Below are 23,338 nucleotides of genomic sequence, written 5' to 3' on the forward strand. Positions count from 1 at the left end.
GAGCAGGATGCCCAGACCCGCAAGAAGCGCGAACAGGGTGGCACCGAGTGAACCGAGAATCATGTTTCCTCCAGGTGTTGACGGTTTCGCATCCGGTCGGAGGCGAAAATGACCTCCGAGTCCCTCACAGGGGGAGAGGGACTCAGTAGTCATTGGTCACATCGGCATCAGGAGACTCTGTGTTAACACGGGACTCGTCCATCTCCATTCTCGGGCCCGTACTCCCGGCGATCCGGGATACGGGCATCCGGTCGAGGACGTTCAGAGGACGTTCAGAGTAGGACACCCAGACCCGCGAGCAGAGTGGCAAGTGTGGCAGCGAGTGAGCCGAGAACCATATCGTTGCTCCTTCGTCGTGGATCCTGGCCCGTTGTCGGACACCAGGGGGGTGACCTCGGCCCCCGATGGGGGGTGAGGGCCTCGGCCACCCACTGTGGGTCTACCCGATCGTGGCGTCCCTATTCCTCCACGGTGCACGAGATAGTCGCGGAGACGTTTCGTCGCGCCTGCGGGTGTGCGGTGTCCAACCCTCCGGCGGGAACCGCAGCGCAGGTCAACTCGCCAGCGACCGCGCGATCACGAGTCGCTGGATCTGGTTCGTGCCTTCGAAGATCTGGGTGATCTTCGCGTCGCGCATGAACCGTTCGACGGGGAAATCGCGGGTGTAACCGTATCCGCCGAGGACCTGCACGGCATCGGTGGTGACCTTCATTGCGGCATCCGTGGCGACCAGTTTCGCGACGGAGGCCTGACGCGAATAACTCAGACCTGCGTCCTTGCGGCGGGCAGCGTCGATGTAGGTGGCGCGGGCGGAATCGACGGCGGCAGCCATGTCTGCCAGGACGAAACCGAGACCCTGATGGTCGATGATCGCCTTGCCGAAGGCCTTGCGTTCCTTGGCGTATGTCGTTGCCTCGTCGAGCGCGGCCTGAGCGAGTCCGGTTGCGACGGCGGCGATGCCGAGACGTCCGGAGTCGAGGGCGCTGAATGCGATGGGAAGACCCTGTCCTTCGGCGCCGATGCGGCGTTCGGCGGGTACGAACGCATCGTCGTAGTGGGCTGAGGTGGTGGGGATCGCGTGCAGGCCCATTTTCTCTTCGGGCCTCCCGAAGCTCAGGCCCTCGGTGCCCTCGGGTACGAGGAAGCACGAGATGCCCTTGCTGCCGGTGTCTGCGGTCCGCGCGAACAGGGTGTAGAAATCGGCCTTGCCGCCGTTGGTGATCCACGCCTTCGAACCGTTGATCCGGTATCCGCCGTCGGTGGCCTGCGCCCGGCAGGTCAATGCCGCTGCGTCCGAGCCGGCCTGAGGCTCGGACAGGCTGTAGGCGCCGATCGTCTCGCCACCCAGCATGTCGGGTAGCCACGTGTTCTTCTGCTCATCGTTGCCGTGCGCCGCAAGGGCGAAGCACGACAGGCCGTGCACACTCACGGCGACCGCGACTGCTGCCCAGCGTGCGCCCAGTTCCTCGAGGACCTGGAGGTACACCTCGTACGGCTGGTTGCCCCCGCCGAACTCCTCGGGGTAGGGGAGACTGAGCAGTCCTGCGGCGCCGAGCGCGGGGAACACGCCGTCCGGGAAGGTCTCATTGCGTTCGTGTTCGACGACGCGGGGTGCGAGCACTTTGTCGGCGACGTCGCGCGTGAGGTCGATCAGGTCGTGGGCCTCGGGGGTGGGCAGTAGACGCTCGACGGGCACGGCAGAACTCCTCGAAGAAGGCGGATTCACAAACAGTACTCATATCGATACTGCAGTACTATTTCGAGTATGGCAAGAGTAGCGGCACGGCGCACCACCGCACGGCAGGCGCAACTGTTCGACCAGCTTGTCGCGCTGTTCCTGGACGAAGGATTTGCGCACTTCACGTTGGACGACATCGCAGCCCGGTTGCGATGCTCGAAATCGACGCTCTACGCCCTCGCCGAGAACAAGGACAGACTCGTCTACGCCGTCACCGTCCATTTCTTCCGCGGTGCAACCGAGCGCGTCGAAGCAGATGTCGCGGAGGTCGCAGGGGCCGAGACGCGAATCCGCGCCTACCTCGAATCCGTAGGAAGGCAACTCGAACCTGCATCGGCCCGCTTCATGGACGACATCGCCGCGACACCCGTCGCGCGGGAGGTATACGAGCGCAACACCCGCCTCGCTGCCGACCGGGTGCGTGTGCTGATCTCGGAAGGTGTCGCGGCGGGCGAACTGCGTGACGTGCACGCGGCGTTCGCGGCCGATGTCGTCGCGACGGTCATGGTGCGTATCCAGCAGCGACAAGTGGCGGAGCGAACCGGGCTCGCCGACGCACAGGCCTACCGCGAACTCGCGGCCCTGCTCACCCACGGTCTGACCCCCTGAGGCGCCTTACGATCGCAGGCATGGACCAGAAGAGGCAGGCACCGATTCGGCTCGGGATCATCGTGGCGAGTGTGCGCGCGGGGAGGGTCGCACCGGTTGTCGCGAACTGGTTCGCCGAGATGGTGAGACGCCATTCGGGGGTCGACGGTCAGGAGTTCGGCATCGACATCATCGACCTCGCGGAGACGCCGCTGCCGCAGGACCTTTCGGGGGGCTCCGAGGTCGAGGCGTTCACGCGCCGGATCGACGCGACGGAGGCGTTCGTGGTGATCACCTCCGAGTACAACCACGGTTATCCCGCAGCGCTGAAGACCGCGATCGACAGTGTCAAGCACGAGTGGCGCGCAAAGCCGGTCGGGTTCGTGTCCTATGGTGGGCTGTCCGGCGGGCTGCGTGCGGTCGAGCAGCTTCGGCAGGTCGTTGTCGAGGTCCACATGGTGCCGGTGCGCGAGTCGGTGAGTTTCCATCGTGTCAGGCACGCCTTCGCCGCCGACGGCACGACGCGTGACGGTGCGGCCATCGATTCGGCCGGGCGCATGCTTCGGCAGCTCGAATGGTGGGTGCACGCGGTGCGGCGTGGCCGGGAGGATCGTCCCTATCCCGGCTGAGGCCGGGACGCCCTGCTCACCCTCGAGTGCGTAGTCGAGTGACGTCGCTCGTGCTCACCGTGACGGGACGGACTCCGGAATGCGGGGGCGCCCGATGTGCGCGGACTCGGCCGCGATGGTGACAAGTGTCAGTGTCATCCGCTTTCCGTGTGTGGTGAGCACGACCCGCTCGCCGGATCCGTTCGGTTGTTCGAGGGCAACGGTGGGACGTTCGCGGGGCCACTGATCGGGATGCGCATGCACGTGGATGGCACCGGTGTGCGGCCTGCGCGACGGCCGGACCCCGTCGAAGACGAGGGTGTCGAACTCACGGTCGTCGGGATGCTCACCGGCGATCCTCAAACGATCCGGTGACGCAGCACTGTTCAGCAGCGGCCGCCACGCATCGGCGCGGTCGGTGTGGATCGCCACGCGCGCACCGATCGCTACCGCGCGGAACACGATCTGCTGGGCGAGATACAACTCGCCCGCGACGTGAACCGAGCGCACCCCCGGGCCGGTGAGGCGCACCGCGATCGCCCGACCCGACTCGTCCGCTCCGATCAGCTGACCGCAGCCTGCGACGGGCAGTGCCAATCCGTCGAGGTGGTCGCGGCTCACGCTGCGTAGATCGGTGATGCCCTCGAGTCCGGTCGTCGCATAGGGCAGAGACGCGAGCAGTGCCTCACGCTCGCACCCGTGGACGGTGCGAGCACCGGACGTGACCGGACCGTCGAGGGTACGCGTCGCGTACCGGACCAGCCCCCCGACGCGCGTTGAACCCAAGGAGCCCGGACGTATGCGCACTGTCACCGTCGACGACAGCGACGGGTGGGTCCAGATGTGGGTCAGGGTGCTCGCGTCGAGTCGCCGCGGATCGAGTACGGCCCCGGTGCTGTACCCGACGGGGAGGCGGACGTACCGCCAAGAGCGCTCCGCCGCCAGTGGATCGGCGCCGAACGTCACCCGGTCTGCAGCAGACCGGATCTCCGTGGCTGTCAATATTCTTGCCGTGCAACCTGAATCACCGAGTGCTCGGACGACACGCCGAGCCGATGCGGTAATCGTACGGGTCGCGCCTTCGGTGCCGCCACCGCGCCGCTCCACGGCGTCGGGACACGTCGCCGCGTCGAGGCGTAGTGCGAGCCACACCGTGCGTGTCGCAGCTGCAGGCAGGGGTCCGACGAGTTGCGCATAGACCTGACCCGCGGGGGTTGCGTCCAGCACTCGCCGACCGTGGACGACGACATCGATTCCGTCGAGCGTCACATCGTGCCGGCGCAGGCAGTCGGACAGAGCACCCAAGGGCAGGGTCTGCGACGAGTCGGCCCGATCTCGTCCCAGCCGTGTGATGACCCCGACGGGAGCGAGCACCTCGACGACGGCGGTCACACACGTTCCGTCCCAACGTAATCCGACCGGTCGGTCGTCCGACTGTGCTGTATCGCGGATCTCCGCCGGCGCGTGCGCACGCGGAAACGAGTGCCGCAGCAGCGCTATCGCCACCTCGATCGCGTCGCGGCCGCGGATTCGGATGAGCACGAGTACACCGGCCACAGCTGCTGCCGTCGGTGCCACCCACGAGGGGGAGCCCGTCGCAGCCACTGCGATCCAGACGGAGAGCGCGGCGCACTGTGCCACGACAAGCCGTGAGACGAGCCGGGGCCGTTCCTGCACGACGGACCTTTCACGCACGACCTCGGACACAGTTCGATCCACGACATTCCCCCCGATGGCGAACGGGCGGCCGTCTGGGTGCCGCCCGAGCTTCCCGAGGCACAACTGTACTGTGTTGCGGCAGTGAGCGTGCCGCACGGGGGAGGACACATGGCATCGCAGCCCACCACTCGATGGCAGGTGAGCGGATACCGATTTCTGATGAGACGGATGGAGCATGCGCTCGTCCGTCGCGACGTCCGCATGATCCACGACCCGATGCGGTCGCAGGGGCGGTCGCTCATGGTGGGGATGGTGGTCGCCTGCCTGGTACTGGCAGGGTGCGCCGCATTGGCCTTGTTCCGGCCTCAGGACAGGATCGGCAACGCGACACTCGTGGTCGGCAGGGATTCCGGTGCGCTCTACGTCGCGATCGACGGGGTATTCCATCCCGCGATGAATCTGGCATCCGCGCGACTCGTGCTCGACGACCCGGCCGAACCCACCGTCGTGGCCGACGAAGAACTCGAGTCCCGAGCGAGGGGACCGCTCGTCGGTATCCCCGGCGCGCCGTCGTCTCTCGCGTACGTCGACCACGACCTGTCCTGGACCGTATGCGACACGGTCGATGCAGGTGGACGGAAGTTCGTCACCACCGCGGTGACGGCCGGCACGCCCGAGTACACCGGTGTCGGTGGGCCGCTCGACGACGACGAAGCACTGCTCATGACCTTCGACGGTGAGTACCACCTCGTCTACGGAGGTGGACGGGCCGAGATCGACCCGCAGGATCGTGCTCTGACACGGGTGCTGGGCATCGATGTCGGATCGGCCAGGCCTGTGGGTGAGGGGTTGCTCGCGGCGATCCCCGAACTTCCGGAGCTGACCGCACCCGTGATCCCTGGCGCAGGGGGTAGACCACGAGTGGGGGTCGGCGATGTCCTCGTCGGATCCGTCGTCGGACTTGCGGAGCCTGGCGGTCAGCGCTACTACGTCGTACTGAACGAGGGGGTGCAGGAAGTGTCGAGTGCGACTGCGCAGATCATCCACGCCGCGGACTCACAGGGCGTCGCCGAGATTCCGATCGTGCCGCCCGACACGCTCAAGGACGCGCCGACGGTGCATCACCTCGCGGTCGACACGTTCCCGGCAGTGGTGCCCACGATTGTCGACCCTGCGGACCGGCCCGTCGGATGCCTGACCTGGAAACCGGGGGAAGGACCCGACGATCAGCGACGATCGGAACTGGTGCTGTCCGCGGGTAGTGTCCTGCCGATCGCCCAGGACTCGATCCCGGTCGCCCCGGCACAGGCAGACGGGCAGGGACCGAACGTGGACGTCGTCCACATTCCACCGGGGCGAGGAACATTCGTGCAGACGACGTCGGTTGTCCCCGACAGTGAACGTCGGGGAGCTCTGTTCTACATTGCGGACACCGGTGTCCGGTACGGCATTGCCGATGCGGAGGCCGCCACGGCACTCGGACTCGAGGGAGAGCCGGCACGAGCGCCCTGGCAGATCGTCGACCTGCTCGCGCCAGGCCCCTCGCTCGGGCGTGCCGAGGCGCTACTCGCTCACGACGGCGTCGCCCCGGACCCTCGACCCGCGCCACTCGGAACTGGCGAATGACGGTCGCGTCCGAGTTGTGGTCGGCGCGCACGTTCTCGAAACGGTAGGGCCGCCACCAGCGCGAGGACGAGCACGCCGAGGACCGCGGCACCAGCGCCCCACGCGACGTGCCGCGGAGTCGGGTCCGGAGGATCGACCGGTGTGGGACCGGCGATCTGCTTCGGGGGCGCAGGGTCGTCCCGCTCCGTGTGCAGCGGTGCGGTGACCGCGGCCAACGGGTCGACGACGCCGTGCCCGACCCGGGGGTTCCAGCCTTCTGCCGGGGCATGGGCGGTCGATTCGATGCGGTCCATCACGGCGCGCGCGTCGAGGTGAGGGTGGCGGGCTCTCACCAACGCGACCGTTGCAGAGACCAATGGTGCGGAAAAGCTCGTTCCCGAGAGCGGTACCGGCCCTTGGGCGCTGATCTGCGCGTCGATGAGGCCGTCGGAGAACGGATCGAGGGAGACGATGCCGCTCCCGGGCGCTGCGACATCCACCCACGGCCCTGGAACGCTCTCGTCGGACGGTGTGCCGTCGGCTTCGACCCAGCCGACTGTGAGCACATAGTCGTCGTACCAGGCAGGGGAGGCGATCGTCGTGATCGAATCCCACGGATCTGCGTGCGGATCGAGCGGATTCGCAGCCGGAGGATTCCACGCCGGGCACACATCCCTGTTTCCGGCTGCCGCGACCACGACCGCGTCTTCGACGTCGGTTGCGTACTGGACTGCAGCGCCGAGGGGTCCGTCGGCGATCCCCTCAGTCGCGAGCGTGCAGGCGACCTCGGAGATGTTGATGACCGTGGCTCCGAGATCCGCGGCATGCCGCACTGCAGATGCCAGGGTGCGCACATCACCGTAACCGGGGGAGTTCTGTGCCGCCTCTTCATCTCCGGCGGAGCGGTCGGAGTAGTTGCGACTGGATTGGCGGATGGCGATCACTTCGACATCGGGAGCTCCGCCGGCGAATCCCGAACCCTCCACCGGCTGCGCTGCGATGAGGCCGGCGACGAGCGTTCCGTGCGCGTCGCAGTCGACAGTACCGTCGTCGGTCGCGACGTAGTCGCCGCCAGGGGTGAGGTGGGGAAGGCGTGGATGCCGGTTCACCCCGGTGTCGATCACAGCGACGACCTGACCGGCACCGCGCGTGAGCGGCCACACCCGTTCGAAGTCCATGATGCGTTGTGCGAGCGGTCGCTGCGGATCGTCTACGACGGGTCGGCCCTGGGTGCACAGGTTTCGCTGCTCAGCGGGTTCCGGGGCCGCGGGTTCACTCACGGCGGGCAGCAGTCCGCCGTCGGGAACCGGGGGAGCCGCCGAAGCCGGACCCGCAGCCGCGACGGTGGAGAGTGTGACGATCAGGGTGGCGATGAGTGAGGCGGGGGTGAGCCGTCGATGACGAGTCACAACCCACGGACCGCGGAGTAGAGGCCGGCAACCCAGCATGCCAGCGGCACGATCGTGGCAATGACGGCGTACTCGGTGAGCTCGCTGATCCGCCGTTGCACAGGTGTGAAGGTGCGCCGGGGCACAACGACCCCGAAAATCAGGGCACCGGCGAACAGTACGACAGTGATGCCGAAGAGTGCCTGCGGAGCAACCGTTCCGAAGAGCGCGGCGCCGGCGACAAGACCGAGGACGAGCATTGCACCACCGACGATCATCGGAGCCGCCTGCTCGGCGCCGATATACGTGCGACCCCGGAACATCAGGACGATTCCCGTCGCCACGGCCAACGCGATACCGGGCCAGAAGGTACCCGCATCCGGGACCGGCCACGCCGCGCACCATGCACCCGCCGTCGCGAGCACGACCACCGCGTACACCCACCCGGTCAGATGAGCTCGGGCACGCGCCGTCTTCGCCTCGAGCTCCTCGAACGTGGGCGGCGGATTCTCGTCGTCCGGGTCGGGAACCACAGGGTCCAGGGATGTTCCGGGCGCGGGAACGGGAGGAAGGGGAAGACGGGCGAGGAACGTGGCGGCACGGGCGGCAAAAGTCGCCAACAGCAACGAGGCCACGACGACGCCGGCCCCGAGCGCCTGAACCTGTACGTCGGTGGCGGTGCCGACGATCAGCGCGATCGTCGCGACCGCCGAAATCGTCGGGATCGCGGTGAACGTAGCGAGTCCGACCGTCGTGACACCCACCGTGACCACACCGACCGCGCCGGTCAGGAGGGTCGCCAACAGCAGGTGCGGCGCACCGAAATCGCCGGGAACCAGAAGCATCCCGGTGACGAAGGAAACGGGGACGGCGCAGACCGCGAGCAGTAGTCCGATCGGCCGGTCGAGATACACCCGTGCAATGACGGCGGCCGTGGTCACGAGCAACAGCGCCAACGCCGCGGTCGCGATCCCCGCGAACACCCGCTCGTCACCGGAAGACGGCAGCAGAAGCAACGACCCGCACCCGGTCGTGATCGCAGCCGCCGCGATCGCAGCACCGACTCCCGCCGCGGTGCGATCGGACCAGCGCCGCAACCGGTCGCGCCCCGCGACCGCCACGTTGTACATCACGTCGTCGAACAAGGGTGGCGACGACGGTGACGACGATTCCTCGAGGATCAGCACCTCACCGTCGCGGATTCCGAGTTCGTCGAGACTCGAGGCGCCCGCGAGCGGAGCTCGGCCGATCCGGGCCAGGCTCCATGCTTCCGGCTCGACCCGTTCCGGAGTGACGTCGAATTCGTTGTCGGGGCGATGAGCGGCCACGAGATCGACGATTCCCGCGAGCAGCAGGGCAACCGGAACGCCCAGTGGCAGTGCCAGATCGACCTCGGAGTGTTTGGTGAGCACTGTGATCCGGCACAGTTCCGGTGCTGCTACGGCACCGGGTACGTTCGGCCTCGTCGGTGCAGCCGTCATCGAATTGTTCCCCCGTCGTTCGCGCGCTGGTCCGGCGACCGAAGGTGGCGCGGACCTTTCGACGACGCAGACATTACGACATCGTCGCGGAAGCGCCCACAGCATCATCACGGATGTAACTGTCGCGACGGTGCGCTACTCTTCCACGACCGTGGGGGGAAGGCCGCTGTCGGCGGTCTGTGTGTACGGGGGGTTGGGGAACTTGAGCACTGTACGGTTCGCGCGTCGAGCGCGTCGGGACGCGCCGCGCGCACCCGGTGGTGAGGTGAGTCTGCAGGCGCCGCCCGATATTCCGAGAGCCACGCCGGGCAATCTGCTCATGAAGCTGCTGCCGCTGGTGATGGTTGCGGCGATGATCGGCATGGTCGCGCTGATGTTCGGTTCCGGTATGGCACGAAGTCCCATGGCGCTGGTCTTTCCGCTGATGATGATGGTGTCGATGATCGGCATGCTCGCCAACAGCGGTCGCGGAGGGGGCGCGAAAACCGCGGAGGCGAATGAGGATCGCAAGGACTACCTGCGCTATCTCGACACGCTGCGCAGCGACGTCGCCGAGACCGGCTCGGCGCAGCGGCGGGCCCTCGAGTGGACCCACCCGGATCCGACGCTGTTGTGGACTCTGGTCGGGACCGTCCGGATGTGGGAACGTCGCCCGACCGACGCCGACTTCTGCCACGTGCGGGTGGGCCTGGGCGGACAGCGACTCGCCACCAAGCTGATCGCTCCCGAAACCGGTCCTGTCGAGGATCTCGAACCCGTTGCCGCGGTGTCGTTGCGCCGCTTCGTGCGCGCGCACTCGGTGGTACCGGCACTACCGACGGCCGTATCGCTTCGGGGATTCGCGTCGGTCGGTATCGGCGGCGACCGCGAGGCGGCACAGCAACTGGCCCGAGCAATGCTCGGGCACCTGTGCACCTTCCACGCACCCGACGTACTCCAGGTCGCGGTGGTCTGCGGACCGGACACTGCTGCGGAGTGGGAGTGGGTCAAGTGGCTGCCGCACGCTCAGCACCCGGAAGCACGTGACGGAGCGGGCAGCACTCGCATGGTGTTCGGTTCCGTCCTCGAACTCGAGACGGTCCTCGGTGTACACCTGTCCGCACGCGGACGGTTCGTCCGCAATACCCCCGCCGTCGAAGGGGTTCCACAACTGCTGATCGTCATCGACGGTGGGGTCTCCGGATCCGGATCCGGGCTCCTCGACGACGGGCTCGACTCCGTGACCCTGCTGGACCTCTCGGCGTTCGCCCCGCGGCTCGCGGCACTTCGTGGGTTGCAGCTCGTCGCGGAGAACGGTCGCCTCGGCGCGAGAACGGGCAGCTCGGTGGAGACCTTTGCGGACGCCGACGGGATCAGCGCCCCGCAATCGCAGGCGCTCGCGCGACGACTTGCCCCGTACCGGGCTGCCACTCAGCTCGCCACGGACGACGGTGCCGACCCGGGCAGCATCGAGACCTGGCAGGACCTGCTCGGACTCGGCGACATCGCGCGACTCGATCCGCTCCGGGCATGGGCGCCGCGATCCGGGCGCGACAGGCTTCGGGTGCCGATCGGGTTCGGTGCAGACGGCGCTCCGGTCGAGATCGACCTGAAGGAATCCGCGGAGAACGGAATGGGTCCTCACGGCCTGTGCATCGGTGCCACGGGTTCGGGAAAGAGCGAGTTCCTGAGGACTCTCGTACTCGGTCTCGTCGCCACGCACTCACCCGACACCCTCAATCTCGTGCTCGTCGACTTCAAAGGCGGCGCGACCTTCCTCGGGCTCGATCGGAGTCCTCATGTCGCAGCGGTGATCACCAACCTCGCGGACGAACTCGCGATGGTCGAGCGGATGAAGGATGCACTCGAGGGCGAGATGACCCGCCGCCAGGAGCTGCTGCGAGCGGCCGGCAACTTCGCAAATGTGGGTGACTACGAGAAGGCGCGGGCCGCAGGTGCTCCGCTCGCCCCATTGCCGGCGCTGTTCATCGTTGTCGACGAGTTCTCCGAGCTGCTCTCCCAGCAGCCCGACTTCGCCGATCTCTTTGCGGCGATCGGTCGTCTCGGCAGGTCGCTGCACATGCATCTGCTATTGGCCAGCCAGCGGCTCGACGAAGGAAAACTGCGTGGCCTGGACAGTCACCTGTCGTACCGGATCGGTTTGAAGACCTTCTCCGCGAATGAATCCCGGAGCGTTCTCGGTGTTCCGGATGCCTACAGTCTGCCGCCCACGCCGGGTGCCGGCTACCTCAAGTGTGATTCGGCCGAGATCGTGCGCTTCGATGCGGCCTACGTGTCGGGACCGTACGAGCCCGGCCGTCCGGCGCGCCGCACCCGGACGGCAGCAGCCGGGATTCCGGGTCCACGCGTGTTCACGGCACGAGATGTACCTGTCGATCGTGCTGTTCCCCTACCGGTGCCGCCGGTCGGCGAACCGACCCCCGATACCGCCCCGGCACCGTCCGACGGCGGCCGCAGTGTGCTCGACGTCGTGGTCGGCCGGGTCCGCGGACACGGCGCCCCCGCACACGAGGTGTGGCTGCCGCCACTCGACGAGTCCCCGAGCCTCGACATGGTGCTGCCGCACTCGCTTCTCACCGGAGATCTTCTGCATCAGTCGACCCTGCGGACAGCGATCGGGATCGTCGACCGGCCCTTCGAGCAGCGTCGTGACCCCCTTGTTGTCGACCTGTCGGGGGCCGCAGGCAACGCCATCGTGGTCGGTGGTCCGCAGTCGGGTAAATCGACATTGCTGCGCACCCTGATCATGTCGATGGCCCTCACCCACACAGCCGAGCAGGTGCAGTTCTATTGCCTCGATTTCGGTGGCGGCACGCTCGCCGGGCTCGTAGGGCTCCCACACGTCGGCTCCGTGGCGAATCGTCTGGCAGCCGACCGGGTGCGCCGTACCGTCGCGGAGCTCATGGGTTTGCTGCGCCGGAGAGAACAGCAGTTCGGCGAATGGGGCATCGAATCTATGGCGACACTGCGACGCTTGCGCGCAGACGGAGCGCCGCATGTCTCCGGCGACCCATTCGGCGATGTCTTCCTCGTGATCGACGGCTGGCCCAGCATCCGGGAGGACTTCGAACCACTCGAACAGAGCGTGGGTGTCCTGGCGTCACGTGGGTTGTCCTACGGAATTCACGTCATGATCAGCGCACCGCGGTGGTGGGATGTCCGCCCAGCACTACGTGACCACCTCGGAACCCGCCTCGAACTCCGTCTCGGCGACCCGGCCGACTCGGAATACGGGCGCAAGAAAGCGGCGCTGGTGCCCGAGGGCAGACCCGGCCGAGGCATCGACAGGGACGGACTGCACGTACTGGCCGCACTGCCGCGGGTCGACGGCAGTTCCGGCGTCGACGATCTCGGCGAGGGCGTGACCACGGCGGTTGCTGCGATCGTTGCTGCGACTCCGGGTGGCCACGCGCCTGAGGTCCGGATGCTTCCCGAGGAAATCGACCGTGCGACCGTTCTCGCTGCGCTTCCCGACGGATGGCCGGTCCCGGTCAGCGCACCGGTCGCGCAGCGGCTGCGTGTGCCGATCGGCATCGACGAAGCGGAGCTCGCACCGGTGGCCCTCGACTTCACCGACAGCCCCCACCTGCTGGTGTTCGGCGACTCCGGTTGCGGAAAGACCGCGCTGCTCCGCGGGATCTGCCGGAGCCTCATGGAGTCGAACACCGGTGCGCAGGCACGGATCATCATGGGTGACTATCGCCGGACCATGCTCGGGGTCGTCGAAGGCGACCATCTCGGCGGATACGCGCCGGGCACATCCGTGTTGTCCGCGATGGCCACCGAGCTCGCCGGGGTCTTCGAACGTCGGCTTCCGGGTGCCGACACCACGCAACAGCAATTGCGCGACCGTTCGTGGTGGACCGGCCCCGAGGTGTTCGTCATCATCGACGACTACGACCTGGTCGCATCATCCGGTCAGAATCCGCTGACGCCGCTGCTCGAGTATCTGCCGCAGGCGAAGGACATCGGTCTGCATCTGATCATCGCGCGGCGGGCGGGTGGCGCGGGCCGCGCGCTGTACGAGCCGGTCATCGCACGCTTGCGTGAACTGTCGACTCCGGGTCTGGTCATGAGCGGGAGTCGTGACGAAGGCGCGCTCGTGGGAACGGCGAGACCCGGTCCGATGCCGCCCGGTCGCGGAATTCTCGTGCGACGCAACGGTAGCGAACTCATTCAGACGGCATGGCTGCAACCGTCATGAGCGCAGATGTGCTCGGGCTCCACGTCGGCGCGACCAGCGTGTGTGTGCGCCGTGCCGAGCGCATCCGGCACGTGCCTGCCGTCGCTGCGAGGCTGAGCGGCGGGTGGGTCTTCGGAGATACGGCGGCGTCGCTCGAGACGACCGACGTTCTCGCCGAGGACCGAGGAGACGACTTCGCGGAGTTGCTGACAGGGCTGGTGCGTTACGCCGCTGCCGTGATCGGTGCACCCCCGAACATCGGAACTGTCGTCGCGGTGCATCCGACGAGGTGGAGTGCGCGGCGGCGCGACGCGCTGTACACCGCCGCTCGGAATGTCGCGCGCAATGCGGAGCTGGTTCCGGCTGCGGTCGCTGCGTGCGACGCAGTCGAGGTGGATGCCGATGAGCGGTGTGTGACTCTCGAAGTCATGCCGGACGGGGTCACAGCGACCTCGCTCGAACCGATTCGTGGCGGACGGGCCGTCATCGACCGTGTTGCGAGGGACCAGGGCCTGCAGGCCGACGAGGTGGATTCCGACGACGGTGCGATACGCCTCAGATCTCTGATCGAATCGGTCTCCGGGCGGGTCGATCCGGATGTGCTGCTGGTGACGGGGATTCCGGGTGAGCCCGCGGGTGTCGACTTGTGTGGACGGCTGGGTGAGCGGATCGGGAGGGGGATTCGGGTTGTCCCGGTGGCCGCCTCGGAAATGCTTGTGTCGAGCACAGAAGTACCCGAGGCGAGCACGGGGCGGGCCGCGGCCTCACGGAGCGAGGCCGGGTCGTCGACCGCGCAGTGGCTGCAGGATGTCCGTGCACCAATGCCCGAACCGTCACGCGCACCCCGCTTCGGGTGGATGGTTGCGGGAGCGCTGCTCGTGATGATGGTGGTGGTCGCGACGGTGTTCATCTCGGGTGATGGGGACGTCCACGAGACCGTCGCGGACAGGGTTGGTATTGAGAGCGCGGAGACCGTCCGGGCCGAACCGACCGACGATGCCTCCGTCACGGCCTCGCCGGATCCGGATGCATCCGACTTCACCACGATCGATCTCGGTGTCGTACGCCTGGACCTCCCGTCGTACTGGCGAATACGCGATTCCGGTGTGCAGGACCCGGGAAGGGCCGAGCTGTTGCCGGATTCGGGCCCCGACCGCAGGATCGTGATCGTGTCCTCACACCTCGCGGACGGGATGGATTCGGACGCGGTGGCGCGGAGTCTTGCAGCCCGTGCGACGGCGCGCAGCGATGTCATCCGAGATGTGGAGTCGGACACGCGCTTCGGTGACCGCCCGGTCATCTCCTACGTGGAGGTGCCCGACGAGTTCTCCATGGTGAGGTGGTCGGTCGTAGTCATGCCGGGCCTGCAGGTTTCCATCGGCTGCCAGTTCCTCGCCGACGAATGGACCGGAATCCGAAGTGAATGCGAGCAGGCCGTCCACACGGTGGAGCCGATGTGAGAGAACTCCGACGTAGTCCGGATGGAACGGAACCGATCCGGTTCGGGCTGCGTCGAATCAGATGTAGGGGCGAAACGGATCGGACCAACGGGGGACGAGTGAACCGTGACGCAGAACAATGGAGGGGCACACGATGAGTGAGGGCGAAACCGGAAGCGGGCAGCAGCTCGAAGTAGACCCGGTCGTCTTGGGAATGACGGCGGACAGACTGGATGATTCCCGCGAGGCTCTGGCCGGCGTGGTGACTGCGCTCGGCAACAGGGTTGCGAGTTCGTCTGCGGATTGGACAGGAACAGCGAGCGGCGAGTTCGGACGGATCATGGAGCGCTGGAATCACAACGCGAGGAAGTTGGACGATGCGCTGCTCGAGATCGTCGACCGCGTCCGTAACGGCGGTCAGCGCTACGCGGCGCAAGAAGAAGAACACGCCAACGAAGTCGCGAAGGTTGCCGCGAGCAATTCACTGCTCAGCGGCCCGTTCTGACTCGGCGCTAGAACCGACTCGGTGCTCGAACGCACCTATCACCGAACATCCGACCAGGGTCGGCAACCGCATAGAGACGAGGAGCATCTGAATGTCCGAAGGTCCGTTGGGTTACAACTTCGAAGGTATCGCCAATCTTCGAACCGGTATCTCCGGGGTGAACAATGAGATGACCGCGATTCTCGACGGCATCGTGGCGGAGGTGAAACCTCTGGGGGAGAGCTGGCGCGGTGAGGCCGCCGGGGCATACCTGGATTGCCAGCGGCGCTGGGACCAGGCAATAGACGGCCTGAATCAGGTGCTGGCAGAGGTCGGCATCGTCGTCGGGAGAGGCGGCGAGAACATGCAGATGGTCAACCAAGCGATCGGGCGATCCTTCCCCGGTCGGTGATGTCCGCTTCCGATTGAGAGTCTCCGGGTGAGAGACAGCGGCACATCGCACGACGTCCCGGTGGTGGAGAGGCCGCCGGGACATCGAGTCTTCCGGGAAGCGCAGAGTTCTTCCTGAACGCCCGGAGTCGTCGGCGGGCGCGACGGCCGCGCTTTGACCCCATCGATGCCGGACGGGTATTGTGTGCGATCGGCGTGTCGTACGCTGTCGTAGCCATGTGCACGGCAAGTGTCGTCTCTCGGGTCTCAACTGGCCGCCGAGGGCGACTATGCGCGGCGCGCGGGCCAGCAGCGAAACGATAGACGAGGAAGATCTGTGTCTACGTACACACCGAAAGCCGGCGACGTGACCCATCAGTGGCACGTCATCGACGCCACCGACGTGGTGCTCGGCCGCCTCGCGGTGCAGGCAGCGAACCTGCTCCGCGGCAAGCACAAGCCCACCTTTGCCCCGCATGTCGACGGTGGTGACTTCGTCGTCATCATCAACGCCGACAAGGTTGCCATCTCCGGCAACAAGCGCGAGGGCAAGTTCCTCTACAGCCACTCCGGTCACCCGGGTGGTCTCCGTGCTCGTTCGGTGGGTGAGGTTCTCGAGAAGAACCCCGACCGCCTCGTGGAGAAAGCCGTCACCGGCATGCTCCCGAAGAACAAGCTCGGCCGCGCCATCGCCAAGAAGCTGAAGGTGTACGCGGGCCCGAACCACCCCCACGCCGCGCAGCAGCCGGTGCCGTTCGAGATCAAGCAGGTGGCCCAGTGACGGCGCCGGAGGAGCAGAACGTGAACCCCGAAGAGTACGCCGACAACGTCGAGGTTGCCGCGGACGAATACGTGGTCGAGGAGGTTGCCGAGGAGTTCGTCGAGGCACCTGTCGAGCCGATCGTGTTCGATCGCCCGATCCAGACCGTCGGTCGCCGTAAGGAGGCAGTCGCTCGCGTCCGCCTCGTGCCCGGCAGCGGCAAGTTCGTGCTCAACGGCCGCACCATCGAGGACTACTTTCCGAACAAGGTGCACCAGCAGCTCGTGAAGTCGCCGCTGGTGACCGTCGAGCGCAGCGAGTCGTTCGACATCCACGCGCGCCTGCACGGCGGCGGACCGTCCGGCCAGGCCGGCGCTCTGCGTCTCGCCATCGCGCGTGCGCTGATCGAGGTCACCCCCGAGGATCGTCCGTCGCTCAAGCGCGCCGGCTTCCTCACGCGTGACCCGCGTGCGACCGAGCGTAAGAAGTACGGCCTCAAGAAGGCCCGTAAGGCACCTCAGTACTCCAAGCGCTGATGTGTTGCCGACGCTGACTCAGTCGGCCTCGGCATCTGTTCGACCACGAGAGCAGGCGTCGGTAGAGAATCACTACCGGCGCCTGCTTTCGTGCATTCTGATTCCGGTGGCAGTGCTCGTGGGGGGCCTGTCTTCGAAGACTCGACGTGAAGGACGTGTGTATGGCCCGGTTGTTCGGCACGGACGGGGTTCGCGGTACAGCGAACGGCGGACTGACTGTGGAATTGGCGATGCAACTCGCCGGGGCGGCGGCGACCGTGCTGGCGCCCGGCGGTGAGGGGCGTCGTCCGGTCGCAGTGGTGGGGCGCGATCCGCGTGCCAGCGGTGAGATGCTCGAAGCCGCCGTCACCGCGGGACTTGCCGCGGCGGGTGTCGACGTCGTGGCTGTCGGCGTACTGCCCACACCGGCGGTCGCGTATCTCACCGGTGAGTATGCGGCGGATCTCGGCGTGATGATCTCGGCGTCACACAACCCCATGCCGGACAACGGAATCAAGATCTTCGCCGCGGGCGGTCACAAGCTCGACGATGCCGCCGAGGACCGGATCGAGGCGGCACTGCACGACGGAGTGACTCCAGCACGTCCGACCGGGGCCGGAGTGGGCAGGGTGCGCACTGCCGCCGACGCTGCAGACCGCTATCTGGCGCACCTCGCGAGCGCGACGAGCGTGCCGCTCGACGGTGTCACGGTCGTGGTCGACTGCGCGCACGGCGCCGCGTCGCACGTCGGTCCTGCCGCCTACGCAGCCGCAGGCGCCACCGTGATCGCGGTGAGCGCCGAGCCGGACGGCCTCAACATCAACGACGGCTGCGGGTCCACACACCTCGATGCCCTGCAGAAGGCCGTAGTCGAGCACGGCGCCGACCTCGGGCTCGGACACGACGGCGACGCGGACCGCTGCCTCGCCGTCGATGCGTCCGGCGCGGTCGTCGACGGAGACGCAATCATGGCGGTGCTGGCACTGAGCATGCGAGACCGCGGCGAGCTACGCGAGAACACTCTCGTCGCGACCGTCATGAGCAATCTGGGCCTGCACCTGGCGATGCGTGCGTCCGGCATCGAGGTCGTGACCGTCGGTGTCGGCGACCGGTACGTGCTCGAGGAACTGCGTCGCGGCGGATTCTCCCTCGGTGGCGAGCAATCCGGGCACATCGTCTTCCCCGCGCACGGCACGACCGGTGACGGCATCCTGACCGGCCTGCGGTTGATGGAACGGATCGCAGCGACCGGAACGTCACTGGCAGACCTGGCCGCGGTCATGCGATCACTCCCGCAGGTCCTCGTCAACGTCTCCGTATCCGACAAAGTAGCGGTCGCTGCGGACCGGGCGGTCGCGGATGCGGTAGCGGAAGCCGAACGGGAACTCGGCGACACCGGGCGAGTGCTGCTCCGCCCGTCCGGCACCGAACAGCTCGTGCGAGTCATGGTCGAGGCGTCGGAGGACACGCACGCACAGGCAGTTGCGGATCGTCTCGCCAAGGTCGTCGCCGGCATCTGAATGATCGCCGTCCACGGGCGGATCGATTCTTTGCCTCGAGGGGAACCGGATCGTCCGGCGCTGCGTCCAACTCTGTGACGGTGTCGACCGACACGTGAAGGAGCGGACGTGGAGCCACGATCCGAACTGTATTTCGACGGCACAGCGGTCCGGGCGGTCGCGTCCGCGGTGACCGGCTCGGCGGTGGCCGCGGACCGGGCATGCCGCCGTGCCCTCGGCGCCCTGGAATTCGGCCCTCGGTGCTCCGGGGAGACCTATCGATCGCGCGGGGTTGCCGTCGAAGACGGGTACCGGCGCCTACGGCGCGCCCTCGACGAGTGGACGGCGGCGACCAACCGGTATTCCGACGCAGCCGCGGAAGCAGCGCGCGGTTACCACGACCAGGAGCAGGCCACACTGGACGCACTGCGCGACACCCGGACGGACCTCGCTCGGTGAGTTCGCGCGTAGGTCTGGTCGAGCTGCTCGATGCCGGTGCCCCCGGACTGGACTTCTTCGCCGCATACCTCCCGCGCGCCCATCGGGTAGGCATTGCCGGGCGGGTGACCGTCGACGGTTTGCGCGCACGCTACGACGAGCAGATCGGGCTCGACGTGTCGGTACTCGCGGACGACGCGGCCGTGCTGACCCGACTCGTGGCGGATTTGGAGGGCCGAGTCGAGGAACAGACGGACGGGGTACACGCATTGCGTTCCGCGTGGCGTGGTGATGCCGGTGACCTGGCCCGCGACGATCTGGATCGAGCCGTGCAGCGCGGTGCGATGCTGTATGAGGCGGTGCATGCGCTGGCCCGAGCATGTACGGGTGCCGTCGACGGTATTACCCGAGCGGTGAACGAGAAGTCGTCTGCGGTCGGACTGTTCGCGGACATGTCGGTCGACGGCCGGACCCCCGAGGACATCGACGCAATCATTGCGGGCGCACGCGGCGGCACCGAGGGCCCGACCGCCGAGCAGGTGGCGCTCTGGTGTGCGGAAGCCGGTACACCCGCTGCGAGGCCGGACGGCGTCGCCGCGTGGTGCACGCAATGGCTGCACGAGGTGTTCGCACCGACGATCACGGCACGAATCGATCGGTTCATCGAGGTGTGCGGTATCGCCGACGCCACGGTCGACGACCACCTCGCCGCGGTTGTCCGGGCGTTCGACCTGCTGGACGCATCGACATCGGCGCCAGAATCGGCGCAGCAGCTCGGTGGTGGTTCCCGCGGCACGACCGACACAGCCGGCGGACAGGATGACGTCCTGCGAGCAACGGCCGATCTCGTCGACGCCGGCCGAGATCTCGTCGAGGCCGTCGCAGATCTGACCGGCGCGGTGGCCGATCTCGCGACGACAGCGGTGGAGGGAGCGACAGCCTTCACAGAGGCCGTCACGTCCGGGATATTCCGGCCGAGTGTCGAAGAAGTCGCGCCTCGATCGGTCCCGGAGTCGCCGGTCCCGGAGGCACCGACCGGGTTCGTGCCGGATTCGCGAGAGCCTGCCCCTGCCCCTGCTCCTCGGCCGGCAGCCACTCCCTCGGAGCCCGATGCATCTGTGACACTGCCCTCGGAGCCCGATGCATCTGTGACACTGCCCTCGGAAAGCTCGTCGTCGGAGGATACGGGGCCACCGTCCGGCCCCGTAGTCGCTCAGGCACCCGCCGGGGGCCGCGCGGTCAACCGTCGTTCGGGCGCGAACTCAGGTGCAGCGATCACCGACCCGGGCGACGCCGGGAGGCCCAGGGACGACGGAGACGGGGTCGTGCTGGCCGAGGCCGGTCCGCTGTGACTCGCGCGTTCAACTGCTGAGCAGCTTGTTGATCCGGCTGCCGAGATCCTGCTCGACCAGGGAGGGATCCGTGATCACGGTGGAGCCGGGGATCTCAGTGGTGGGATCGGCGAATGCCGCGTAGGTCTTGTCGTCGGTCAGTCCATTCAGGAGGAATCCGGTCAGCAGCGCCCGGGTACGTTCCTGTGTCTTCCGCTCGGCGCCACCGAATCCGAGTGCGCCGAGCAGGCGGCGGCCTTCGACGAGCCCTTGGTCGTCGGCGCTGTCGACGATGCGCAGTTGCACGTCCTCGCCACCCCACTTCTGGGCTATCGACACCGCGTCGCTGTTCATCGATCCGAAACTCTTCTCTCCGACGAGCACCAACCCGGGGGCCTCGACGCGAGCTGCGGCGTCGGCTGCGGACGGGGTGGTGGGGGCGGGGTAGAGCGCCGCGACAGCGCCCACCCGGCGTTGTGCCGCACCCAGGATCGCGGCACCGGCACCGAGGCCGTGCCCGACGAGGGCCAGCCGGCTCGGGTGCACGCTGATGCGACCGGTGCCCAGGCGGACACCGGTACAGATGTCGAGGGTGGTCAGGAGATCGGTGGCGAATCCGATGGAGGAGGGAACGGGCCCGCGTTCGGTGCCGGGTGCTGCAGCAACGATCCCCCAGGACGCGAGGTGCTCGAGCAGCCCCGAATACTTGCTGATACCGGTCAGCCAGCCATGACCGAACGCCACCGCAGGAAGGTTGAAGCCCTCCGCAGGGGTGTAGACGATGCCGGGGAGACCGGCGAGCGCGAGGTCGCCGCGCAGCACCGTGTGAGGGCCGCGCTTCGAGAGTTGCCGAGCCAGGGATTTCGGGTTCGCCGCCACGGCGAGAACGTTAGCCGATCGATGTGAGAGACGGGTGCGGTGATCGCGATGGGCGTGCCGCAGTTGTCCTGTGTAGCGCTCGCCACCTGGTCACCAGCGCATTATCGATGATCCGAGCGTGCCAAGTACCCTGCTAACCATGTGCGGAATCGTGGGGTATGTCGGGCACCGCCGTGCCCTCGACGTCGTGGTGGAAGCCCTTCGGCGGATGGAGTACCGAGGGTACGACTCGGCCGGTATCGCCGTCCTCGACGGCGCCGGTGGGCTCGCTGTCGAACGTAAGGCCGGTCGCCTCGTGAACCTCGAAGCGGAACTCGCCGAGATCGGTGAGGACCGCTTCGACGGCACGGCCGGGATGGGGCACACGAGGTGGGCGACGCACGGCCGCCCCACCGACCGCAACGCGCATCCGCATCGCGATGCCAGCGGCCGGATCGCGGTGGTCCACAACGGCATCATCGAGAACTTCGCGCCGCTGCGCGCCGAACTCGAAGCGGCCGGTGTCGAACTCGAATCGGACACCGACACCGAGGTCGCGGTACATCTGGTGGCCCGCGCCTACGCCGAGGGACCCACGGCCGGTGATTTCGTGGAGAGTGCCCGCAGTGTGCTGCGCCGCCTCGAAGGTGCGTTCACGCTGGTGTTCGTGCATGCCGATCATCCCGGGACGATCATCGCGGCCCGCCGCTCGACGCCGCTGGTCGTCGGTGTCGGGGACGGGGAGATGTTCATTGCCTCGGATGTGGCGGCGTTCATCGAGTTCACCCGCAACGCCGTCGAGCTGGGCCAGGACCAGGTCGTGGTGATCACGAAGGACTCGTACGAGGTCACCGACTTCGACGGCAACACCGATGTGCCGACGCAGCCGTTCACGATCGACTGGGATCTCGCGGCCGCGGAGAAAGGCGGCCACGACTACTTCATGCTCAAGGAGATCGAAGAGCAGCCCGCTGCGGTGGCCGACACGTTGCGCGGGCATTTCGTCGACGGCCGGATCGTGCTCGACGAGCAGCGGCTCTCGGATCAGGAACTGCGCGATATCGACAAGGTGTTCGTCGTCGCGTGTGGCAGCTCGTATCACTCGGGTCTGGTGGCGAAGTACGCGATCGAGCATTGGACGCGGCTGCCCGTCGAGGTCGAGTTGGCTTCGGAGTTCCGGTACCGGGATCCGGTGCTGGACCGGTCGACGCTGGTCGTGGCGATCTCGCAGTCGGGGGAGACCGCCGACACGCTCGAGGCGGTGCGGCACGCGAAGGATCAGAAAGCGCGGGTGCTGGCGGTGTGCAACACCAACGGTGCGCAGATTCCGCGTGAGGCCGATGCGGTGTTGTACACGCGGACCGGTCCGGAGATCGGGGTGGCGTCGACGAAGGCGTTCCTGGCGCAGATGGCGGCGAACCTGCTGGTGGGGCTGGCGTTGGCGCAGGCACGGGGTACCAAGTATCCCGATGAGGTGGCGCGCGAGTATCAGGATCTCGAGGCGATGCCCGCGAAGATCGAGCAGTTGCTGCTCGGGATGGGGCCGGTGCGGGAGTTGGCACGGGAGTTGGCGGCGTCGCCTGCGGTGCTGTTCCTGGGTCGGCATGTGGGGTATCCGGTGGCGCTCGAGGGTGCGCTCAAGCTCAAAGAGCTTGCGTACATGCACGCGGAGGGTTTCGCTGCCGGTGAGCTCAAGCACGGGCCGATCGCGTTGATCGAGGACGGGTTGCCCGTCATCGTCGTCATGCCGTCACCGAAGGGTCGTGCCGTTCTGCACAGCAAATTGCTCAGCAACATCCGGGAGATCCAGGCTCGTGGCGCGGTGACCGTGGTGATCGCGGAGGAGGGTGACGAGACGGTGCGTCCGTTCGCGGATCATCTCGTGGAGATCCCGGCGTCGCCGTCGTTGCTTCAGCCGTTGTTGTCGACGGTGCCGTTGCAGGTGTTCGCGGCGGAGGTCGCGCAGACGCGTGGTTACGACGTGGACAAGCCCCGTAACCTCGCCAAGTCCGTCACTGTGGAATAGAGGAGCACAGAGACACGAAAAGCAGCACAGACCGAGCGACCGGGAGCCCCGATGCGCAGCTACTACCCGTGTGAGCAGATCCGCGCCGCGGAGGAGCCGCTCCTGGCGTCGCTGCCCGAGGGCACGCTGATGCGCCGAGCGGCATACGGGCTCGCGCGTGTTGTGGCCACCGAGCTCCACACGCGCACGGGCGCCGTTGCGGGCCGGACCGTGACCTTGCTCGTGGGTTCCGGTGACAACGGCGGCGACGCGTTGTGGGCCGGCGTCTTCCTGCGTCGGCGCGGGGTCGCCGTGACAGCACTGTTGCTCGCCCCGGATCGCACGCACCCCGGGGGGGTAGCAGCGCTG

19 protein-coding genes are annotated in these 23,338 nt (G+C 67.3%); 14 read left to right on the plus strand and 5 right to left on the minus strand.

What is annotated here, in order from left to right; genetic code table 11:
• Positions 1-553 precede the first annotated feature (553 nt).
• Positions 554-1,696, minus strand: a complete 1,143-nt coding sequence (locus tag Q7514_RS31660) for an acyl-CoA dehydrogenase family protein (protein WP_330137185.1) — start codon at positions 1,694-1,696, stop codon at positions 554-556.
• A 69-nt stretch (positions 1,697-1,765) separates the two neighbouring features.
• On the opposite strand from Q7514_RS31660, the gene Q7514_RS31665 reads away from it, so the two are divergent.
• Positions 1,766-2,347, plus strand: a complete 582-nt coding sequence (locus tag Q7514_RS31665) for a TetR/AcrR family transcriptional regulator (protein ID WP_330137186.1) — start codon at positions 1,766-1,768, stop codon at positions 2,345-2,347.
• A gap of 20 nt (positions 2,348-2,367) precedes the next feature.
• Positions 2,368-2,955 carry an NADPH-dependent FMN reductase gene (locus Q7514_RS31670; RefSeq protein WP_330137187.1) on the plus strand — a complete coding sequence of 196 codons (588 nt, stop codon included), beginning with the start codon at positions 2,368-2,370 and terminating at the stop codon, positions 2,953-2,955.
• Between the two features lie 54 nt (positions 2,956-3,009).
• On the opposite strand, the gene eccE is transcribed toward Q7514_RS31670, so the two are convergent.
• Complete coding sequence (eccE, locus tag Q7514_RS31675; RefSeq protein WP_330137188.1) at positions 3,010-4,653, minus strand: type VII secretion protein EccE; 1,644 nt, start codon at positions 4,651-4,653, stop codon at positions 3,010-3,012.
• A 108-nt stretch (positions 4,654-4,761) separates the two neighbouring features.
• Between eccE and eccB the strand changes: the two genes are divergently transcribed.
• A complete protein-coding gene (eccB, locus tag Q7514_RS31680) occupies positions 4,762-6,219 on the plus strand; it encodes a type VII secretion protein EccB (protein WP_330137189.1) in 1,458 nt (485 codons plus the stop codon).
• Here eccB and mycP read toward each other — a convergent pair.
• Both mycP and eccD read right to left on the minus strand, forming a co-directional pair.
• The gene (gene mycP / locus Q7514_RS31685) at positions 6,165-7,607 is read right to left on the minus strand and encodes a type VII secretion-associated serine protease mycosin (protein ID WP_330137190.1); all 1,443 of its coding nucleotides are present in this window, start codon (positions 7,605-7,607) and stop codon (positions 6,165-6,167) included. The two genes, eccB and mycP, sit on opposite strands and share 55 nt — an antisense overlap.
• The gene (gene eccD / locus Q7514_RS31690; RefSeq protein WP_330137191.1) at positions 7,604-9,067 is read right to left on the minus strand and encodes a type VII secretion integral membrane protein EccD; all 1,464 of its coding nucleotides are present in this window, start codon (positions 9,065-9,067) and stop codon (positions 7,604-7,606) included. The genes mycP and eccD overlap by 4 nt, the downstream gene beginning before the upstream one ends.
• A 202-nt stretch (positions 9,068-9,269) precedes the next feature.
• On the opposite strand from eccD, the gene eccCa reads away from it, so the two are divergent.
• The 9 genes from eccCa (at position 9,270) to Q7514_RS31735 (ending at position 20,127) form a co-directional block, all read left to right on the plus strand.
• Positions 9,270-13,271 (plus strand): type VII secretion protein EccCa, encoded by a 4,002-nt coding sequence (eccCa, locus tag Q7514_RS31695; RefSeq protein WP_330137192.1) that lies wholly within the window; start codon positions 9,270-9,272, stop codon positions 13,269-13,271.
• Entirely contained in the window at positions 13,253-14,710 is a 1,458-nt protein-coding gene (locus tag Q7514_RS31700) for a type VII secretion-associated protein (protein ID WP_330137193.1), read from the plus strand. The genes eccCa and Q7514_RS31700 overlap by 19 nt, the downstream gene beginning before the upstream one ends.
• Before the next feature lie 133 nt (positions 14,711-14,843).
• Positions 14,844-15,194 carry a WXG100 family type VII secretion target gene (locus tag Q7514_RS31705; RefSeq protein ID WP_330137194.1) on the plus strand — a complete coding sequence of 117 codons (351 nt, stop codon included), beginning with the start codon at positions 14,844-14,846 and terminating at the stop codon, positions 15,192-15,194.
• 91 nt (positions 15,195-15,285) lie between these two features.
• Positions 15,286-15,585, plus strand: coding sequence for a WXG100 family type VII secretion target (locus Q7514_RS31710; protein ID WP_330137195.1), 300 nt, complete (start codon positions 15,286-15,288; stop codon positions 15,583-15,585).
• 315 nt (positions 15,586-15,900) lie between these two features.
• Complete coding sequence (gene rplM / locus Q7514_RS31715) at positions 15,901-16,344, plus strand: 50S ribosomal protein L13 (RefSeq protein WP_054714919.1); 444 nt, start codon at positions 15,901-15,903, stop codon at positions 16,342-16,344.
• Positions 16,341-16,859, plus strand: coding sequence for a 30S ribosomal protein S9 (gene rpsI, locus Q7514_RS31720; RefSeq protein ID WP_330137196.1), 519 nt, complete (start codon positions 16,341-16,343; stop codon positions 16,857-16,859). The genes rplM and rpsI overlap by 4 nt, the downstream gene beginning before the upstream one ends.
• Before the next feature lie 161 nt (positions 16,860-17,020).
• Positions 17,021-18,358 carry a phosphoglucosamine mutase gene (glmM, locus tag Q7514_RS31725; protein ID WP_330137197.1) on the plus strand — a complete coding sequence of 446 codons (1,338 nt, stop codon included), beginning with the start codon at positions 17,021-17,023 and terminating at the stop codon, positions 18,356-18,358.
• 108 nt (positions 18,359-18,466) lie between these two features.
• Entirely contained in the window at positions 18,467-18,796 is a 330-nt protein-coding gene (locus Q7514_RS31730) for a hypothetical protein (protein ID WP_330137198.1), read from the plus strand.
• A complete protein-coding gene (locus Q7514_RS31735) occupies positions 18,793-20,127 on the plus strand; it encodes a hypothetical protein (RefSeq protein WP_330137199.1) in 1,335 nt (444 codons plus the stop codon). The genes Q7514_RS31730 and Q7514_RS31735 overlap by 4 nt, the downstream gene beginning before the upstream one ends.
• A 9-nt stretch (positions 20,128-20,136) precedes the next feature.
• On the opposite strand, the gene Q7514_RS31740 is transcribed toward Q7514_RS31735, so the two are convergent.
• Positions 20,137-20,985 carry a dienelactone hydrolase family protein gene (locus Q7514_RS31740; protein ID WP_330137200.1) on the minus strand — a complete coding sequence of 283 codons (849 nt, stop codon included), beginning with the start codon at positions 20,983-20,985 and terminating at the stop codon, positions 20,137-20,139.
• Positions 20,986-21,124: 139 nt separating this feature from the next.
• Here Q7514_RS31740 and glmS point away from each other — a divergent pair, with 139 nt between their 5' ends.
• Both glmS and Q7514_RS31750 read left to right on the plus strand, forming a co-directional pair.
• Positions 21,125-22,990, plus strand: coding sequence for a glutamine--fructose-6-phosphate transaminase (isomerizing) (gene glmS / locus Q7514_RS31745; RefSeq protein ID WP_330137201.1), 1,866 nt, complete (start codon positions 21,125-21,127; stop codon positions 22,988-22,990).
• Positions 22,991-23,041: 51 nt separating this feature from the next.
• Positions 23,042-23,338 (plus strand): NAD(P)H-hydrate epimerase (locus Q7514_RS31750; RefSeq protein ID WP_330137202.1); only part of this gene is annotated, 297 nt, incomplete at its 3' end.

It is taken from the genome of Rhodococcus artemisiae, assembly GCF_036327795.1.
In the GTDB taxonomy this organism is placed as follows: domain Bacteria; phylum Actinomycetota; class Actinomycetes; order Mycobacteriales; family Mycobacteriaceae; genus Rhodococcus; species Rhodococcus artemisiae.

Bases quoted from the DNA above. Each gene is read 5' to 3' on its own strand.
- Q7514_RS31710 (WP_330137195.1), top strand. From the start codon at position 15,286: ATGTCCGAAGGTCCGTTGGGTTACAACTTCGAAGGTATCGCCAATCTT.
- Q7514_RS31700 (WP_330137193.1), top strand. From the start codon at position 13,253: ATGGCTGCAACCGTCATGAGCGCAGATGTGCTCGGGCTCCACGTCGGC.
- eccD (WP_330137191.1), bottom strand. From the start codon at position 9,067: ATGACGGCTGCACCGACGAGGCCGAACGTACCCGGTGCCGTAGCAGCA.
- eccB (WP_330137189.1), top strand. From the start codon at position 4,762: ATGGCATCGCAGCCCACCACTCGATGGCAGGTGAGCGGATACCGATTT.
- Q7514_RS31665 (WP_330137186.1), top strand. From the start codon at position 1,766: ATGGCAAGAGTAGCGGCACGGCGCACCACCGCACGGCAGGCGCAACTG.
- Q7514_RS31670 (WP_330137187.1), top strand. From the start codon at position 2,368: ATGGACCAGAAGAGGCAGGCACCGATTCGGCTCGGGATCATCGTGGCG.
- glmM (WP_330137197.1), top strand. From the start codon at position 17,021: ATGGCCCGGTTGTTCGGCACGGACGGGGTTCGCGGTACAGCGAACGGC.
- glmS (WP_330137201.1), top strand. From the start codon at position 21,125: ATGTGCGGAATCGTGGGGTATGTCGGGCACCGCCGTGCCCTCGACGTC.
- Q7514_RS31705 (WP_330137194.1), top strand. From the start codon at position 14,844: ATGAGTGAGGGCGAAACCGGAAGCGGGCAGCAGCTCGAAGTAGACCCG.